The sequence below is a fragment of the Rugamonas apoptosis genome (assembly GCF_014042355.1).
Lineage (GTDB): Bacteria > Pseudomonadota > Gammaproteobacteria > Burkholderiales > Burkholderiaceae_D > Rugamonas > Rugamonas apoptosis.
In genome coordinates, this window is record NZ_JACEZU010000003.1 from 269,330 (window position 1) to 284,448 (window position 15,119).

Consider the following 15,119-nt stretch of genomic DNA (forward strand, 5'->3'; position numbering starts at 1 on the left):
GGTCCGGCCGTCAGGCACGGGCCGCCGCCTCGCCCGGGCGCCCGGAGGGGATCGGGCGGGCGACGCCGGCTGGCCAGACACGACCCGCCGGCCTGGCCGGCGCTCGATCAGCGTACGGCCAACGCCATGGTCTGGGCCGGGATCACAGTGCCGTCGGACATGGTCCTTTCCGGCACCACCATCAGCAGCTCACCCGCGACGTTATCGTTCGGCAGCAGCTCGATCGTCATTTGCAGTTGCTGGTCCAGCGCCGTGAACGAATTGCTACTGGTGGCCACGATCTGGTGCTTGCCTTGATCATTGACTTCAGCAAACATCTTGGTGCCGCGGGCGGTCAGCGTCAACTCCTGGCCATTGGCCAGTTCATACGTGGCTTTGTAGGGATAGAACTCGTCCTGGCTCATGTGGCGCACATGGGTGGGCGCGTCGATGCGCAGCGCGTGGCCGGGCACGGTGACGGTTTCACCCGGGGTGACGGTTTGGCTGAATGCGGCCAGGGATGCCACACTTAATAGTGAGGCGAGAATAAGCTTTTTCATGATTTTCACCATCCTTTCTTATTAAACAGTATCGCTGTCAGTTCGGTGATTTGATCGGTTGATATTGGCGGTCTTGCTGTGTGATATAAACTTCATCATGCACATTTCGCGTGAGAAGTTCCGTGGCCGTATCATTTCAATACCTGTGACTGAATATTCCGGTCATGCTGTTTATTTATATTCGCGCTCTGGACTGAATATAAATCTGGTTGTGCGCCGAGCTGGCGGGAAACGGACGGCCAACCGTAATCCCGCCAGCTCCATCCGCCCCCGCAAGGCAGGGACGAACCAGCGCAGCGTAACTGCTGAAGCAAAAGCAACGATGTCGCTCAAACCATCCGAGATGGAGAAGAACCCTGCCGGCGCGATGAGAATGGCCGGCTGAACAAGGCACGCATGGCGCGAACCTGATTGGCGATGGGCGGTCATTTGTATTACTGAGAGAAGCGTTATAACTGTTCTCTGGCAGTATTGCCCATTCGTCCCCTGCTGCAGCTCCGGCGGGTGCGCGGAGATATAGTCTGGTATCGTCTCGTGGACGGCACCACGCAGCGCAAGAATTTTCGATTGATAGTCATTCTGCTATTAAACGAAAAAAATGTAACTAAATATATTTCTATCGTTTATGGGTAGGTGCTGCATAAAATATATGACACATTGTGCGGTGTCCGGCTTATAAAACCGGCTCGGAATAGGGCGAAGAAGGTCGTCATTTCTGGACGGGCCTGAAACGAGGGCGGCCGCTGGCAAGGCGCTGACAAATCGATAACTGAGCTCGAACATTGACGAAAATGGCCACTACGGTTATGATGTCGTCATCGGAGTGTAGCGCAGCCCGGTAGCGCACCTGGTTTGGGACCAGGGGGTCCAAGGTTCGAATCCTTGTACTCCGACCAAGAACAAATAAGACGGGTTGTCGATGACAGCCCGTTTTTCATTTCCGCATGCGTTCGCGTGCGCACTTCACATCGCACTGCCCATAGCTCAGTTGGATAGAGCATCAGCCTTCTAAGCTGAGGGTCGCAGGTTCGATTCCTGCTGGGCAGGCCAATAAAATCAAGGGCTTAGGGTAAATCTAAAGTCCTTTTTTTGTGCCTGAAATTTCCATGTAGGCACCATGTAGGTTTTGAAGCCAAGGAAGCTCGTGCTACCAAATTTGCTGATCAAAATATTTTGCTATTACCCGCGCGCACTCCATGCAACAGTAAAAAAGGCTCTGTTTGCGGAGCGACCTACTATCAAAGATTTCCTTGACTCACCGTCGAACGTGAAAGGTATTTTTGATAATGTTTCTAGGTCGATACAGTCTACGGCCGTCACGATAGGCGGGGGCTACCTCTTCAATGAGCGCGCTATGCGAGCACAAAATCGGATCGCAACAGAGTGCTTGGGCTATTTTATTTTTGCTGTTGGCCTAATTTTACTGCTCATCAATCTCGCGCATGGGCACCATCACGTAAAGAAAAGATATCCTCGCATCGCTCCGTTTTTTTTCTTGGCATACGCCTGTTTTTCTGTCGGGCTGGTGCTATCAATCCTCTTCGCAAAGGGCATGAGGATAGCCTAATTTATTGCTGTTTGAAAACTTCGCGCTGCTTGATCACACCGAGATTTTTGCGCACCAGAGCGGCTTATCGACTCAGACGAAGGGGGGGCGAACGGGGCATTGTTTATTCGCGCTTTGCCCGCTCAATCGTGCGCCACGCGTACCCGGCGCCAGCCGCATCCGCCTTTACCTGCTTCGTTGATATCGGGCCGTCCGCCAACAGGTCAAGGCACTGGTGGCCTTCCTGTGACCGCTTCGTAGGTACGGGCGAGAATAGCCATTTCGTTAATGATTGCTGTATTGAATTTATTCACTGTCTCGCGAAGCGATTCCTTCGTGTGAGCGCCAGTCTTGGAAATCATTCCGGAGTAAAGATCTGAGACCATTATGACGGTCCGCGCGATACAGTGTGCGTCTCCCTCATGCAAGTCTTCGAATGAAATTGACTCCAGCCCACGAAGGGCAATGGCAAGGCGGTGTTCCTGATACTCGAAAGCTCCATTAAGCATTGTCTTTTTGCTCAATGCAACCTCAAATTCGTTAAGAATTTTGCGAACATGAAGCCCATGCATGACTGCGAGCAATATGCGATTTGCGCGAAGATCATTTCGTCGCTCTTGTTGTGCCTCTCGCTCCCTCTGTGTTTGCATTCTTGCAATGGTGAATGCACCGAGGATCGCTGTAATCGACCCAACAGCCTGAACCCACGCGGCAAGACCATATTTAGCGTCAGGCCAAGCGTACGCAAGAAAGAAGCAAATTATCACAAGCGCGATGAGCATCAACACGATTTCAAATGCGTTTCGGATATATTGCATGCGATTCCCATATCTATTTCCTCATGAGAATATTACCATGAGGTTACTTTTTTACCACCTTCAGGATATTGGCGCGCTGCGGCTCCCAGCCCTCCGGGCGGTCACTGCTGTTTGCGATTAGCGCCATAGGCGATGATTTGGCGGTTGAATGCAAGGTGACGCCGCTCTTCGCGGGGGCATACAGCACGGCAAGATCATTTTATGAACTAGGAGACATTGATGGAAATGACGGAGCACGACAAAGCGGAACTCCAATCGCATCACGCCCATCGCATAGAAACTTACAAATCTATGATTTCGATTTCGGTGGAAGGATTCAAGTACACGGCCTTGCTCAACGGCGGAGCTGCGGCTGGCATGATCGCGACCATCGACAAACTGCGCAATGCGATGCTCCCAGGGCCCATGCAGATAGCCATGCTCCTCTTCGTGGCTGGGCTTGGCCTAAACGGTTTCGCAATCGCGTTTTCGTATGTGACCCAAATGGCGCTCTACAACGAATCGATAAAGAGACTTCGCGATGGCCAACACAGTTGGCCGCTGAACATCTCGGTTGCCTGCTTCGTCGGCAGCCTGCTGGCTTTTTGTGCTGGAGCAATTGTCGCTGTAAATGGGTTGAAGCCTTAAATTCAGTTGGTTTTGTCGGCTGACGCCAACGAAGCGCCAAGAAAGCAAAATGCCCAGCGCTCGGCTGGGCTCGGTTCCTCGGTGCGCTCGTTCAGGTACCGCGTTGCGCCGGCATCAACTTACCATCGAGCGCCGCCAGACGAATGCCGGGTGACTCGCTTGCCGCTATCGGCCGCGTCAGGATTTGTCCTGGCGGTCACGGTGCTCCCCCGTCACAAGGCGCAGCGCCGGCGTGATACGGCGCGGGAACTCGCTGGCCATGCCCTCCATGCATACCAAATTGTCGCGTTGGCATTCGTCATCCATCCTCCGGAAGGCATCTAGCCAGCGCCTCTCCGCATAGGTGAGTGGCTGCTCAGATGGCGGCGTGATGGTCTTCATTTCGCACCTCCAATCAGAAGCCGAAGCACAGGGGCGTGGCGATGCGGGTACTCCCGCGCATAACAATCGGCGATGGCTTGCAAGTCCAGTTTGCTCTCAGCGTCCATCCTGCGATAGGCGCTCAACAGACGCTGCTCGTAGACGGTGAGCGTTTGTGCTGGCGGCGGTGGTTGAACGGTCTTCATTTTGTGACTCCTTCGGGAGCCTGAATTTCTTGCCAGTGCGTGACAACGTCGTTGCCCAAGCGGAGACCATCATATTTCGAGAACCAGCAGTTCTCATCCGTGCAGTAGAAGGCTGCAGTGGGCTGTTGCTCTGCAGTGTTCCAGACGAGAACATCGCGGTTGCTATCGGGTGTGGCGCCGGTCGCCACAGGCATCCAGCCGTTACGGTCAACGCCGATGTTGTTGGGCGTGGAGTTCGCCGCGCCGCCGGTGGCGTGCAACTGCCGGGCAATGGCGCCGATGTCGTCGATGAAGCGCTTTGCACCCCGAATGGCGGCGTTTGCGCCGCTGTCGGCCACACCAGGCAGTCGGTCAAGTGCGAGCCGCAACAGGTCGTTCGCCGTCTCAATCGCGCATTCGATATCATCGGCCGCATCACTAACACCGTACACCTCGCCGTCGAAGGTAGTCACCCAGGCGGCCAGAAGTTTTTCGCGCTCGCTATGGTTGAGGGCGCTGCCTTCCAGAACGTCGCGAACTTCGTCGCGGCAGCTGTCACGCCACGCCATCAAACTGGAGACGTTGCGCAAATCGGCTTCGTTGTCGTTCCATGCCGCTGCTTGGCTCAGCGCGGACGAACTCATACTGGCGACGGTATGGGCTACCACCTTTTTAGCCACTGCTGCGGTGGTACGGGCGCTCATGCTCGCACCTGTTCGTTCAGTTTGTCGGCGGTCAATGCGATATCCTCGCTGATGCCTTCGCACACCGTGGCCACCATGTTAGTCAGAGCGCTGATCGCGGTGTTGCTGAGCGGGGGCTCGGAGGCGTCTTCAGGGTTATAGCAGTCTTCGAGCACGGGATTGCCCCCGACGATGCGCATCACGACGCCCATGCCTGCGCAAAGCTGCTGAATTCGATTAAGGCGTTCCATCAACAGCCCAGCGTTCGGTGATGCTTCTTTGTTTTGCTGGATCGTCGACTCCCAGAAAGACATGTAATTATCCTCCAGCGAGTTTTTGTGCTGCGTCAGCGGTTGAACCGTTGTACCTGCAATTGCATCTGCGTTGCTGAATTGATTCATCATGGTATCTCTCCAAAAAGTTCAGGACATACGGGCCCAGCCAGTGCGGGGATGCCTGGTGGTGGGACATTTCTACTGCGGGATAAACCACAGTTGACTGCGTGTTTGCAGGCGGCCAGATTACCTACCAGCTTCATCTGCAGGAAGGGCCCAGTTCGAGCGCAGTTGGGACCTTCCTAATTTCGATGAACAGGTGCAGGTGCCTATTTGGTCGTGAGGGATTCGGCCTGGGCGCGGCGCCAGAGCGCATGGCCTTCCGCTACGCCAGCATAAAATGCATCGTCCTCGGCAGATGCCGGGTCATACAGGCGCGCGATACGGCGGCCCTCGATGCGGAACGCCAGCGCGGCACGGACGCCGTTCTTGTAGGAGGTGCTGCGTGGGTCGCGCGGGACGCTGAATGCGGCTTGGAAAAGCTGTTCGACGGTCGCGGCCGGTGTCGCTTGGAGTACTGCGGGTGGGAGTAAGGCTGGCGCGGCGCTGGCGCCGGGCGTGAGGGTGCTATTGACCATAATGGCCTCCTGTGCGGTTGATGAACCGCTCAACCCGCTTCCAAACGGGGTGAGCAGCGATGACAAGGTTGGAAGACCGGCGCACAGGGTACCGGCAGGCGTGAGCCTCCCCACCACCGCCGCTCATTGAAGGCACGACGTGGTACGGACGAAAAAATACCGCCTATTGGCGGTCGTCCGCCTATGCATTCGGGCTTCCAAACCCGTTCCCCTCTTTCTCGGGGATGATTAAGAATAGTCCTGCAACTGGCGCCGCGTCAAGCAGAAGTTGCGGTGATATTTTGAGAGATTTCTCGGTGCTGATGTTTATAGAATGTCTGGAACGCTAGAAAGGGCGCATGATGAAATTTCTAAAGTGGCTTGCCATCGTCGTTCTCTTGGTGCCTGTACTGTTGGTCGCTGGGTTTTATGTGCGGAACAAGGCAGTAGGGCCTGCGGGTTGGGCCGAGGACAATACCATTAAGACGCTCAGGGCGCGAATGAAAGACCCAGATTCGATGGTTATTCGTTCATCTTACTTCGTGCGAAAAGTAGCGGCGTCAGGCGATGTGGAAATTGCGATGTGTGGGATTGTTGATGGGAAAAACAGCTTTGGCGGCTTCACGGGTGGCACCCGGTTTGTCTCGGTCAGTACGGATTATAAAAATACCGAGACCTTCGACACGCACATCGTGCAGATGGACGAATCAAGTTCATCTGATCGTGCAGCCGCACAATCGCTGCATCGCGTAACTCCATTCGAGGAGGTGTACTGGAACGGGCACTGCGTGGACGATGCGCATCCGGCCCTTGTAGCCGAGAACTGAAACCGAGCACGGTCAACGTTCTTCTATCCCTTCAGATGGTACTCGCGGTCATCTCCTCAAAAAACGATTTTTCTATCCTGCACGCGCAAAAAAAACTCTGAGCAGCCGGTTTTTAAAGCTGGCGGCTGTAGAGATTTTCACCCCCTACCCCCTAGCGTTGGGTGGCTGCTGCGCGCCTCGCCAAAGCTCGCTCAATTGTGAGCCGACGGTCGAGCTCACCACTAAAGCAAAATTCCTGCATTTAATCCCCACCTGTCGCAAGCCCCTTCGAAGCCCCTCAAAAGGGGTTTTCGAGCCCAGCCCCGCAACAAGCGTTCAACGCTCGCTGGAACCCAGCTGGAACCGGCTGGGTTTTCAGCTACTAACGCTCCGAGCGTTACCTCTAGCGTTACCCCGGCGTTACCTGTGACGTCACTGCAGCGTCACCGTAACGTCACCGCGCGCGTCCGCATTGTGTCCGCTGGCAGTGCGGACAAGATGCGGACAGGACAGGAATAGCGTTCGCAAGGGGGTAGCGTTTCGTTATACCCTTTGGCCCCGTTGCCACCGGCGCCGTCCACGCGTTGGCTGTGGGGTCGTGAAGCGCTACCCCATCATCGACAGCGCGCGCCGGCAAGGAGGTGCAAGAACGGCACCCCCTTCAAACTGCTGGCGGTGAGCGCTCGCGAAGCCTCGCGCGTCCTCAGCGAAATTACCTTAGGACCGTCTCGGATATTTTGCCGAGACGGTTATTAGGCGCTGTACAGTAGCACGCCCTCATGTTTGCACGTCGTTAATAACTACTCGCAAAGCCGCGCTGACCAACGGCGGCGCCAGGCCGCTGGACCGGGCTTGCCCGTGACGGATAGTCACACGCCGATTTGCGGATTACCGATGTTCACTCGCGCCCGGGCCCGTGTACATACGGGAAAATCACACATGTAGGACTAGGCCAGCTATTTACCAGAATATCTGGTATTGAGAAGGTGCCAGCCAAATACCGGGGAAACCGGTATTTGCGAGGGACTAAATGTCACCCGCAAATCTGCGCCCCTCTTAAAGAGGGTTGCAAAGCAGTGATGGCTGGCAGTGGGCTGCTTTGACGCGTGCGGCACGCGTCAGGCACGCGTGGCTGACGCGTCGGCGTCGATATGGGATTTCCCATACCTGGGGCAAAGTGGGATTTTCCCACTTCGAGGCGATGTCGGATTTCCTGCTTCGGTAAGCACCAAGGGCAAGTTCCGTTCTGGTCCTTGGTGATGATTCCCGGTTGCGCGGGAACCTTCTGGGGGCAAGATCCGGACGGCCTCCTTGAATTTCAGGAGGGGTCACATCCGATGTGAGTGGTGATGGCACGGCGCCGGCACGTTCCTAGAAATTCAGGCCCGCGCGGCACTGGGGGCAATCTCCTAGAATTTCAGGAGAAGTCCAGGCCAGCCAGTGCCTGTCGCAGGACGGCGCCCAGCTAGTCCCAAATCGGGACGGGGTGTCCTAAATCGGGACGGGGCAAGGCCGAATTTACCGCCGACGTACGGCACCGACCGGAGAACTTCTGCTTAATCGCTCAGCGACCGGCAGAGTTCGAGAAGTTCGATGTCATAGCCGTCAGCGCTGACTAGGATCAAGTGGGAACGCCGGGCCGGTAACCACCCAACTTCGTCCAATAATTCAAGTGCAGTGTCTCGAAACTCTTCAATTTCTTCTGGTGGTGTCGCCTCCAATGCTTTGCGCGCATAGTATGTGCATGCCATGGCAGCATGCGCGACAGCGTAGGAATATTGATCCCGCCATAGGCCGCGAGCCCATAGGTGCCCAGAAATGCGGTAAAAAGCGGGATGTCCATTGGCGGGCATCCAATCCGGTGGCACTGGTCTATCCGTTTGCATGGCTTTCCCCGTTTTGGCGAATCGGTTTGCCGGTTTGTACTTTAACAATGATACCTTGTAGGCACCAACCACAAAGAGTTTTTAGACGGTACGGCTATACGCCGGCTGGCGTGCTGGTCGGAATTTTTCGGCGAGTATTGCTGGCCTGAGATTTTAGGTGAGTGCTGACCCAAAATTTTGGGCAAGTGCTGCTGGGCTGAAGTTTAAGCCGAGCGACCGGACAAACTATCGGTGCCGTCCAGTCGCTGGACGTCATCGGAAGCGGCGCGCCGCGCCGGAACTCAGCCGGTGGTCGGCAGTAGCACCGCCGTACCGTCCAGGTCGATGACGTCTGCAGAATCCAAGTGGCCGCGCTGCTTCGCGCAGGCCTTGGCCAAGGCGCGCAAGGCAGCCAACTCCTTGCGCTTGAGCTCCGTCAACTGGCGCGCAGCGTTTCCCTGCTGAGTGTAGGCCGGCGAAAATATCGACAAGCCTTCGGCTTTGAGCTGCTTCTCCAAGCGGCGTTTCTCGGCGCCGATGGCCATGCGGCGTGCGTGGGCGGTATGCCACTGCAGGACAGCGTGAACTAGTTCGCGTTCGTGGCTCATGTCAGCTCCGTTTGGTGGCCGGCCGGCGGGCGCGGTTCGCCGGCTCGGCCTGCGGTTTCAATAGCTTCGCCTCACCAGGGAAAAGCAGCCCGTGGCGTTTCAGGTATGCGGCCTGGCTCTCCCACACTGGCGGGTCAGCGAGAAGGGCTGGGTCATCGTCGTCCAGATTAGAGGCGGGAATGCCGAAATTGCTGGCGCAGTAGAACGGCTCCGGTTCAACGGGCGAGCCACCAACCTGCAGGCGTGGGCACGGCGCCGGCCACGGTTCGCCGTCAGGATCATCCTCGTTGGGGAATAGCTCGCATGGCGCGTCGTACTTCCACCAAAAGCTGGGCCGGGTGCCTGGATGCTTCGTCACCCATTCGGCAAGGATGGCGTCTTTGTGCTGGGTCCACAGATCAAGCCACATTTTGTCACGTCGGATTAACCTAACGAATTTGTTCTTAGGCTCCTGGTCAGTCAGATATGCCCATTGATCGGGATCGATAGGCGGCCCACGACGGCCACGCACGGTGCGTTTTCGGTTCGTCGGCATGTCATTTCCCAGGTTGCCGGCCCGGCTTGCCGATTGGCTCCAGGTCGAGATTCAGGGCTTTCAAGGCGCTGATCATTGCGGCGCGCGAGTCGCGCTCGATGGTGGTCGCCGGGTTCGGCCGTAGTTGGCCAAAACGGTCTTCGGTGACGATGCCGTGCTGAGTAATGAGTGCCGCTGCTTCGGTCATGCGGTCCATTGCGCGCATTGCCGTTTCAAGCAGGAGCAATCCGGCCTGGTCGTCAATTCCGTATTCGTCGGTCAGCTTGTTCCACCAGGCTTTTGCCAGCGCGGACAGTCCTTTCGGTGCGGCGTGAATGGAATTTTTCAAAGCAAATCCTTCGATAAATAAAAAAAAACTTAAGGCAACGGTTTTCGCCGGACGACTCCCTAGGGATTTACATCCCCCTACCCCTGTCTGAATGCCTCTGGCACCGCCCATCCGGGCCGCCATGCCACGATCAGAGAGGCAGTCCCATCACGGCAGCAATCCAGACCGGCGAGCGTCATAGGCGCTTCTAGCGCGTCTGGTACTTGGCGACGATGCCCCGCAAGGCAGACTCACCGGCGGCTGCGGTCGCGGCCTCGGCCATCTGTCTCACACGTGCCGTCACCTCGTTGCGGGCAAGCAGTGTGGCCAGGATGTCGCCCTGTGCGAATCCGCCGGCGCGGGCAGCAGCAAGAATGTCATCCATGATGTATTGCGCGCGGACGATGCTTGCCGGATCGGTCGCCAGGGTTGCCCGGTAACAGACTTCCGCACATTGCAGCAGCAGGCACGCTGGACTCGGGTTGTGGTCGCTACCGTTGTGCGGCGCTGCGGGTTGTTGTGTTGCCATGCCGTTCCTCGCTGATCTCTGATGACTATCAATAATCATGGGTTACTGTACCTAAAGGCGATATGCGGAATCGTTCGCCATTTTCTCGCCACCGATTCAGGCTTTTAATGCCGCATCGGCCGGGTCAACGTGCGCTTATGGCAGCGTCCAGGTCACCTGCACCTTGCCGACATCGGCGGCGTTGCTCAGTGTGAAGAACGCCGGCCCCCAGACGTCGGCCGCCACGCTCTGCACGCCGTTCAGGCCGCCGGTGCTGGTGAAAGCCAGGCCGTTGCCGTTGATGCTGACGGTGCCGACCAAAGCCGATGACGTGCACACCGTCATGTTCTTCACGTGGTTGACGGTGTTGAGCTGGCCGGTCAGGGCGCCGTCGAGCAGTGCGCCGGATACGAGGGTTGTCATGTTGTGGTCCTTTCAGTTGGTTGGGCTGGCGGTCATTTCGATGCGATTTCGATCTGGCGCCAGCGGGCCGCAATGCGGGCCCGGACCTGCTCGCTGTTAGCTGCCCTGCTGGTGCTGCTGGTGGTGGGCGATTGGCCGGTCAGGGCGGCAATCTCTACTTGCCGCTGGCGCGCTGCGGCTTGTGCTGCTGTCGTCGGGCCGGCCGTGCGCCGTGCTGCTGGACTGGTGCCGCCCTTGATGCGCGCGCCCAACTTGGCGATTGCCTGGTCGAAGGTGCAAACGCCATCGATCAGGCCAGCCTTCAATGCCTCGTCAGCCAGCAGGCAACGCCCTTGACCATAACCGGCCTTGACTGCAGCCGTCGTGGTGCCGCGCCCGCGCGCTACGTCGCCCGTGAACGCGTTGTAGAAGCTGTCAATTTGGCCTTGGATGTGGGCGCGACCTTCGGGATTCAGCGGGCCGTTTGAATTGCCCTCGGTCTTGTACTTGCCGGCGCTGATGAACTCCTGCGCGAGCCCAGCCTTTTCCATCGCCTTACTGGCGTCGGTGTGGGTGCAGTACACGCCGATGCTGCCGGCGCTGCCGCTGGGCGTCGAGTAGATGGCCTCGCAGGAGCTGGCCACCCAGTAGCATGCCGATGCGGCCAGGCCGTTCACAAACGCATACACGGGCTTGACGCCGCGCGCCTTCATAACCTCGGCCGCCAGTTCGGGCGTGCCGGTGACGGAGCCGCCCGGGCTGTCACAGTCGATGAGGATGCCGGCCACTGAGGGATCGGCCATCGCGTCACGGAACGCTTGCGTGAAGGCTTGTGTTGATGTGCCGCCGCCACCGGAGATTTCATTCACCAGGTTGGCCTTCTGAGTCATCACGCCCCAGAGGTTCAGCACCTGGATATTGCCGGTGGCCTTGGCCGGCGTTGCCGCCTTGCGCGCCGCACGGGCTTCCTGTGCCGCCTGTACATCGGCCATGACATCGGCGCCAGCCGATTCACCAGCAGACCAGCGCTGCAGCACTGCGGCGAGGTTGGTCAGATAATCGGGATGCATCGCCCATGCCTGGCTGGCCAGATGGCCGAGTAGGATTTGCTTTTTCATGGTCAAGTCCTCACGGCGTCAGAGTGGCGATTTGTTTCGAGCGGCGGACATTGGCGCGGTGCGCAGCAGCCTCCACTTTGTCGTCCTTGTCCTTTGGCTTGCGGCGCTCGGTCCATTCCTGCTTCGAAACACCCAGCGCGAATGCTTGCGCTTTCGCGGCTTCAACCAACCTCTCCGTCTCGGCTTGGCTTTCCTCGAACGGCGCGGACTCCAACATCATCGCCAGCAGGCGCTTCTGCGCGTCGGCAATGGTGGTCCGGCAGGCCAACATCGCGTCGCCGTTGCTGGTGGTGACGGTGCGGCGTCCACCGAACCAACCGTCGGCGACCGACTCATGCTCGTAACGGAATTGACCCTGCACATGCCCGTCGAGAATCGCCAAGTCTTCGTACGCGTCCCGCATGAATTGCGGCGACAGTTCGCGAGCCCGTAGTTCCAGGCTGTTGCGGGCGCCGTCGAATTTCAGCTGCGCACCGTACACCTGCATGGAGCTTTCCTTGTACGCACGGTCGGCCGCCATGTATGCTTCCTGTGCCAGTTCGAGCGCACGGCGGGCCTTGGTGGCGGCCTCAGTCAACGCTGGCAGACCGGCTTGTTCGGCGCTTGGTAATGAGGCCAGTTCAGCGATGACGGCCAAGCGTTCTTCGTTTTTGCGCAGTTCCAATTCGCGGTCCATCTCTTCGATCAGGCCGAACTCACGAGCCTTGCGCATGAATTCTTCGGTGTCGTGGCGAAGCATGTTTTTTCCTTTGTCGGGTTGGGTGAAAATGGTTTTCAAGTAAGCCCATCATGGAGCACTTGCGTCCGTTTTTTTTCGCGCTTCCCGGACAGTTGTAGCGCGGCCTCGATGGCGCTGTAGGCGACGGATCGGCAGATGTCGAAGCGCACCATCAGGCGGTCACGGATGGTCGACCTGGGCTCGCCGGCATCGAGCAAGCGTCGCGCGAACTGGACACGTGCCGCTCGGTCAACGGCTTTGATGCCGGCCGCCTGGCATTGCTCGGTGATGAAGCGGGCGAGTGCATAGCGGGCATGCTGCGGCGCTTCCATGGATTCGACAGCGGCCAGGATGTTAAGGACCAGCGCAGCGGTTTGACGGCTCATGATGCCTCCGCTGGTTCGTGGTCGCAGTCGGCATTGCCCTGGTCTGCGGATTTAAGTTCACCGGCACATGGTGAAGCTAGAAGGAATCTCTGAGAGAGAGTAGAGGCCGAATCAAAAGTGGCCTTGATAGCTCTCTCTCCGAGAGTAGACGGTACGTCTTCTACTCCTTCTGAGAGAGCTATGCACCGTTCGCCTACTCCCTCGGAGGGAGTAAGGGGCTCAATTTTTTCTGGCTTGAAATTGCGATATTCGCCACGTATGAAGGCAGCTTTCACACCTGGGTCATATGCCGGATTTGGAGAGAGCGCGTACCAGGTCACGGCGAACCATGATGCTTTGTTCGGCCGATGGCCCTGCACAGTCTGGAAGACAAGTCCTTTCGCCAGCAGGTCTTTCTTCGCGCGGTCAATCACTCCATCCGAATTCCATCCACGCTTGGCTAAGTAGGCGCTGGACAATAGCAACCGCCCGTTGTTGTCCTTGCCTAACTGACGCCCGAGCTCCCACAACAGACTGCGCGCCGGATGCGACAGGGACCGAAAGGCTAGGCTATCAAGCACTGACCAAGGGAGCGCGACGAAGCCGCCGCCGTCGCGCCCTGAGTCGCCTTTTTTGCGCTTGCTGGCGTGGTCGATGCCCATACTATTCGACCGCCTTCCGGTCGCGCATGCGCAGCCACACCATGACAGCGCGACGGCCGGCGTTGGTCAGGCTATAAACGCCACGCTTGATCTTGCGGCCGTCGCGGTCGGTGTCATCGATCAACGTGCACGCGAGTCCGGCCTTGCCCAAGCCCAGCTCACGGATGTTCAGCACTAAGTCGGGACCGTTGGCGCAGCCGGCTACCTCGTCGAGGTGGGAACGGGACATCGGGCGCGTCAGCAGTGCTTGCAGAGCGCGCAGGTAGCGCGGATTGTCGGTACCGAAAAACCGGGCGGAAGGTGTAGAATGCGGCTCAGATATAGCATTCCCGAAAAGGTCAGGGCGCTCCCCAGCATCCCCTGACTTTTTCTTTTTTGAGTCCTGTGGTGGGCGCTTCATTATGCACCGCCGTTCAGAACTTGGGCGATGCCAGCCACCGGCCACAACAAGAACTTGCCCCGTTTGACGGGGCGGATGCCGTAGCATTCGCCAGTGAGGCAGTGATTCTTCAGGATGGTCTGAGTGGCCAGGCTGACAGCATGGGCGAACTCAGAAGTTTTGATGTGGTCGCGACCTTGGGCGACTGCTGCCAAAGCGGGTGGAATAGCAACGGACGCTGCTATCTGCAGTTTCGGAACGTTTTGCATCATCTTTCCTTTCATGGATTTGATGATGCAGAAATCTACGCACGGCAACCATGCAACCTGGTTGCAGCAACCGCGCAACCCAGCAACCATGCGGGTTTCAGGCCGGTTTATGCAACCATGCAACGCAACCTATTTTTTTCTGCTGGGCGTTCCAAGAGCGGCAAAAGGATCTGCCTTCTTAGGCCCGAATTCCTCTTTTGCCTTTTTTAACGATTTTTCAATAGACTGACGAGTAATGCCGTATTGGTCGGATAGATTTTTGATACTCGCGCCAGGTGCCAGGCTCTCGTCCCATAATTTTCGAAGGGCGTGCTTATCCCAAGTATACGGTTGACGCTTCTGTGGCATTGCCGTCGTGGTGGCCGGGGCGGAATTGTGGTCAGGGAGTGGTATCACGGTCTGCTTGCTTGATGTAGCATCCCTAATTGTCTCCTCAAAGGCTTCAATATCCTCCCGCCGGAAGACGACTTCATGCCTTTTTGGGAAATGGAAGAAGTCCGAAATCCCTTTGCTTGCTTCGTCATATAGTTCCCATGTCACGCCCTCTTCATCGATGACAAGGGGGCCGCACATGTCGCCACCTTCACCACCCAGCCCAATAAAGGTAAGTATCCACCAGCCCCAGGACGGACACCAATCGACGGGAAGCGAATAGATTCCCGCCAACGATTCACCCCATGATTCACCGTTTGCGTCATACACAGGTTCAGAATAGATAAGAAAGCGCGGATTACGAGGATAGGCACAATAGGCTGTTGCGCGCCGCGCAAAATGAGCGCCGTTAAGAAGCCAGCCGCACTTAAGTTTTCCTTCTGCGGCAAGTTGAATGACGTCCTTGTCGGTAACGACTTCGCCTAGTGTCTGCGAAAGCCGTGCCGCAGTCTCCTCGAACGAGTACCAGCTCTTAAGTTGATGCAACTTGCTCAC

At 57.5% G+C, this 15,119-nt stretch carries 22 protein-coding genes and 2 tRNA genes; 5 read left to right on the forward strand and 19 right to left on the reverse strand.

Annotated features, from left to right (window positions below):
- Positions 1 to 107: 107 nt before the first annotated feature.
- Positions 108 to 539, reverse strand: a complete 432-nt coding sequence (locus H3H39_RS07775) for a hypothetical protein (RefSeq protein WP_182152797.1) — start codon at positions 537 to 539, stop codon at positions 108 to 110.
- Positions 540 to 636: 97 nt separating this feature from the next.
- Between H3H39_RS07775 and H3H39_RS07780 the strand changes: the two genes are divergently transcribed.
- From H3H39_RS07780 to H3H39_RS07790, 3 genes are all read left to right on the forward strand, one after another.
- Positions 637 to 924, forward strand: coding sequence for a hypothetical protein (locus H3H39_RS07780; protein WP_182152798.1), 288 nt, complete (start codon positions 637 to 639; stop codon positions 922 to 924).
- A gap of 434 nt (positions 925 to 1,358) precedes the next feature.
- Positions 1,359 to 1,435 (forward strand) — tRNA-Pro (locus tag H3H39_RS07785).
- A 77-nt stretch (positions 1,436 to 1,512) separates the two neighbouring features.
- A tRNA-Arg gene (locus tag H3H39_RS07790) sits at positions 1,513 to 1,589 on the forward strand.
- A gap of 720 nt (positions 1,590 to 2,309) precedes the next feature.
- Here H3H39_RS07790 and H3H39_RS07795 read toward each other — a convergent pair.
- Positions 2,310 to 2,903 (reverse strand): hypothetical protein, encoded by a 594-nt coding sequence (locus H3H39_RS07795; RefSeq protein ID WP_182152799.1) that lies wholly within the window; start codon positions 2,901 to 2,903, stop codon positions 2,310 to 2,312.
- Between the two features lie 219 nt (positions 2,904 to 3,122).
- Between H3H39_RS07795 and H3H39_RS07800 the strand changes: the two genes are divergently transcribed.
- On the forward strand, positions 3,123 to 3,530 hold the full coding sequence (locus H3H39_RS07800; protein ID WP_182152800.1) for a hypothetical protein: 408 nt from the start codon (positions 3,123 to 3,125) through the stop codon (positions 3,528 to 3,530).
- Positions 3,531 to 3,707: 177 nt separating this feature from the next.
- Here H3H39_RS07800 and H3H39_RS07805 read toward each other — a convergent pair whose 3' ends face one another.
- From H3H39_RS07805 to H3H39_RS07825, 5 genes are all read right to left on the reverse strand, one after another.
- A complete protein-coding gene (locus H3H39_RS07805) occupies positions 3,708 to 3,911 on the reverse strand; it encodes a hypothetical protein (RefSeq protein WP_182152801.1) in 204 nt (67 codons plus the stop codon).
- Complete coding sequence (locus H3H39_RS07810) at positions 3,908 to 4,096, reverse strand: hypothetical protein (RefSeq protein ID WP_182152802.1); 189 nt, start codon at positions 4,094 to 4,096, stop codon at positions 3,908 to 3,910. The genes H3H39_RS07805 and H3H39_RS07810 overlap by 4 nt, the downstream gene beginning before the upstream one ends.
- The gene (locus H3H39_RS07815) at positions 4,093 to 4,779 is read right to left on the reverse strand and encodes a hypothetical protein (RefSeq protein WP_182152803.1); all 687 of its coding nucleotides are present in this window, start codon (positions 4,777 to 4,779) and stop codon (positions 4,093 to 4,095) included. Before H3H39_RS07815 ends, H3H39_RS07810 begins: the two co-directional genes overlap by 4 nt.
- Positions 4,776 to 5,162, reverse strand: a complete 387-nt coding sequence (locus H3H39_RS07820) for a hypothetical protein (RefSeq protein WP_182152804.1) — start codon at positions 5,160 to 5,162, stop codon at positions 4,776 to 4,778. The genes H3H39_RS07815 and H3H39_RS07820 overlap by 4 nt, the downstream gene beginning before the upstream one ends.
- Before the next feature lie 200 nt (positions 5,163 to 5,362).
- Positions 5,363 to 5,671: a hypothetical protein gene (locus H3H39_RS07825; protein WP_182152805.1), complete on the reverse strand. Its 309-nt coding sequence runs from the start codon at positions 5,669 to 5,671 to the stop codon at positions 5,363 to 5,365.
- A 338-nt stretch (positions 5,672 to 6,009) separates the two neighbouring features.
- On the opposite strand from H3H39_RS07825, the gene H3H39_RS07830 reads away from it, so the two are divergent.
- On the forward strand, positions 6,010 to 6,477 hold the full coding sequence (locus tag H3H39_RS07830) for a hypothetical protein (protein WP_182152806.1): 468 nt from the start codon (positions 6,010 to 6,012) through the stop codon (positions 6,475 to 6,477).
- 2,146 nt (positions 6,478 to 8,623) lie between these two features.
- On the opposite strand, the gene H3H39_RS07835 is transcribed toward H3H39_RS07830, so the two are convergent.
- The 12 genes from H3H39_RS07835 to H3H39_RS07890 all read right to left on the reverse strand — a co-directional run bounded on the left by H3H39_RS07835 (position 8,624) and on the right by H3H39_RS07890 (position 15,119).
- Complete coding sequence (locus H3H39_RS07835) at positions 8,624 to 8,929, reverse strand: hypothetical protein (protein ID WP_182152807.1); 306 nt, start codon at positions 8,927 to 8,929, stop codon at positions 8,624 to 8,626.
- A gap of 1 nt (position 8,930) precedes the next feature.
- Positions 8,931 to 9,464 (reverse strand): hypothetical protein, encoded by a 534-nt coding sequence (locus H3H39_RS07840; RefSeq protein WP_182152808.1) that lies wholly within the window; start codon positions 9,462 to 9,464, stop codon positions 8,931 to 8,933.
- Position 9,465: 1 nt separating this feature from the next.
- Positions 9,466 to 9,792: a P27 family phage terminase small subunit gene (locus H3H39_RS07845; RefSeq protein WP_182152809.1), complete on the reverse strand. Its 327-nt coding sequence runs from the start codon at positions 9,790 to 9,792 to the stop codon at positions 9,466 to 9,468.
- Positions 9,793 to 9,979: 187 nt separating this feature from the next.
- Positions 9,980 to 10,300: a hypothetical protein gene (locus H3H39_RS07850; RefSeq protein ID WP_182152810.1), complete on the reverse strand. Its 321-nt coding sequence runs from the start codon at positions 10,298 to 10,300 to the stop codon at positions 9,980 to 9,982.
- Between the two features lie 135 nt (positions 10,301 to 10,435).
- Positions 10,436 to 10,702: a hypothetical protein gene (locus tag H3H39_RS07855; protein ID WP_182152811.1), complete on the reverse strand. Its 267-nt coding sequence runs from the start codon at positions 10,700 to 10,702 to the stop codon at positions 10,436 to 10,438.
- A 32-nt stretch (positions 10,703 to 10,734) separates the two neighbouring features.
- Positions 10,735 to 11,799, reverse strand: a complete 1,065-nt coding sequence (locus H3H39_RS07860) for a S49 family peptidase (RefSeq protein WP_182152812.1) — start codon at positions 11,797 to 11,799, stop codon at positions 10,735 to 10,737.
- Between the two features lie 10 nt (positions 11,800 to 11,809).
- Positions 11,810 to 12,577 carry a hypothetical protein gene (locus tag H3H39_RS07865; protein ID WP_182152813.1) on the reverse strand — a complete coding sequence of 256 codons (768 nt, stop codon included), beginning with the start codon at positions 12,575 to 12,577 and terminating at the stop codon, positions 11,810 to 11,812.
- Positions 12,574 to 12,903: a hypothetical protein gene (locus H3H39_RS07870; protein ID WP_182152814.1), complete on the reverse strand. Its 330-nt coding sequence runs from the start codon at positions 12,901 to 12,903 to the stop codon at positions 12,574 to 12,576. Before H3H39_RS07870 ends, H3H39_RS07865 begins: the two co-directional genes overlap by 4 nt.
- Positions 12,900 to 13,544, reverse strand: coding sequence for a hypothetical protein (locus H3H39_RS07875; protein WP_182152815.1), 645 nt, complete (start codon positions 13,542 to 13,544; stop codon positions 12,900 to 12,902). The genes H3H39_RS07870 and H3H39_RS07875 overlap by 4 nt, the downstream gene beginning before the upstream one ends.
- A 1-nt stretch (position 13,545) precedes the next feature.
- Positions 13,546 to 13,944, reverse strand: a complete 399-nt coding sequence (locus H3H39_RS07880; RefSeq protein WP_220461465.1) for a hypothetical protein — start codon at positions 13,942 to 13,944, stop codon at positions 13,546 to 13,548.
- Positions 13,944 to 14,282: a hypothetical protein gene (locus tag H3H39_RS07885; protein WP_229217923.1), complete on the reverse strand. Its 339-nt coding sequence runs from the start codon at positions 14,280 to 14,282 to the stop codon at positions 13,944 to 13,946. Before H3H39_RS07885 ends, H3H39_RS07880 begins: the two co-directional genes overlap by 1 nt.
- Before the next feature lie 39 nt (positions 14,283 to 14,321).
- Positions 14,322 to 15,119, reverse strand: a complete 798-nt coding sequence (locus tag H3H39_RS07890; protein ID WP_182152816.1) for a hypothetical protein — start codon at positions 15,117 to 15,119, stop codon at positions 14,322 to 14,324.

What these genes read in the sequence shown, in the direction of transcription:
- H3H39_RS07775 (WP_182152797.1), bottom strand. Translation starts at nt 539, where the DNA reads ATGAAAAAGCTTATTCTCGCCTCACTATTAAGTGTGGCATCCCTGGCC.
- H3H39_RS07780 (WP_182152798.1), top strand. Translation starts at nt 637, where the DNA reads ATGCACATTTCGCGTGAGAAGTTCCGTGGCCGTATCATTTCAATACCT.
- H3H39_RS07795 (WP_182152799.1), bottom strand. Translation starts at nt 2,903, where the DNA reads ATGCAATATATCCGAAACGCATTTGAAATCGTGTTGATGCTCATCGCG.
- H3H39_RS07800 (WP_182152800.1), top strand. Translation starts at nt 3,123, where the DNA reads ATGGAAATGACGGAGCACGACAAAGCGGAACTCCAATCGCATCACGCC.
- H3H39_RS07805 (WP_182152801.1), bottom strand. Translation starts at nt 3,911, where the DNA reads ATGAAGACCATCACGCCGCCATCTGAGCAGCCACTCACCTATGCGGAG.
- H3H39_RS07810 (WP_182152802.1), bottom strand. Translation starts at nt 4,096, where the DNA reads ATGAAGACCGTTCAACCACCGCCGCCAGCACAAACGCTCACCGTCTAC.
- H3H39_RS07815 (WP_182152803.1), bottom strand. Translation starts at nt 4,779, where the DNA reads ATGAGCGCCCGTACCACCGCAGCAGTGGCTAAAAAGGTGGTAGCCCAT.
- H3H39_RS07820 (WP_182152804.1), bottom strand. Translation starts at nt 5,162, where the DNA reads ATGATGAATCAATTCAGCAACGCAGATGCAATTGCAGGTACAACGGTT.
- H3H39_RS07825 (WP_182152805.1), bottom strand. Translation starts at nt 5,671, where the DNA reads ATGGTCAATAGCACCCTCACGCCCGGCGCCAGCGCCGCGCCAGCCTTA.
- H3H39_RS07830 (WP_182152806.1), top strand. Translation starts at nt 6,010, where the DNA reads ATGATGAAATTTCTAAAGTGGCTTGCCATCGTCGTTCTCTTGGTGCCT.
- H3H39_RS07835 (WP_182152807.1), bottom strand. Translation starts at nt 8,929, where the DNA reads ATGAGCCACGAACGCGAACTAGTTCACGCTGTCCTGCAGTGGCATACC.
- H3H39_RS07840 (WP_182152808.1), bottom strand. Translation starts at nt 9,464, where the DNA reads ATGCCGACGAACCGAAAACGCACCGTGCGTGGCCGTCGTGGGCCGCCT.
- H3H39_RS07850 (WP_182152810.1), bottom strand. Translation starts at nt 10,300, where the DNA reads ATGGCAACACAACAACCCGCAGCGCCGCACAACGGTAGCGACCACAAC.
- H3H39_RS07855 (WP_182152811.1), bottom strand. Translation starts at nt 10,702, where the DNA reads ATGACAACCCTCGTATCCGGCGCACTGCTCGACGGCGCCCTGACCGGC.
- H3H39_RS07860 (WP_182152812.1), bottom strand. Translation starts at nt 11,799, where the DNA reads ATGAAAAAGCAAATCCTACTCGGCCATCTGGCCAGCCAGGCATGGGCG.
- H3H39_RS07870 (WP_182152814.1), bottom strand. Translation starts at nt 12,903, where the DNA reads ATGAGCCGTCAAACCGCTGCGCTGGTCCTTAACATCCTGGCCGCTGTC.
- H3H39_RS07875 (WP_182152815.1), bottom strand. Translation starts at nt 13,544, where the DNA reads ATGGGCATCGACCACGCCAGCAAGCGCAAAAAAGGCGACTCAGGGCGC.
- H3H39_RS07880 (WP_220461465.1), bottom strand. Translation starts at nt 13,944, where the DNA reads ATGAAGCGCCCACCACAGGACTCAAAAAAGAAAAAGTCAGGGGATGCT.
- H3H39_RS07885 (WP_229217923.1), bottom strand. Translation starts at nt 14,282, where the DNA reads ATGGTTGCTGGGTTGCGCGGTTGCTGCAACCAGGTTGCATGGTTGCCG.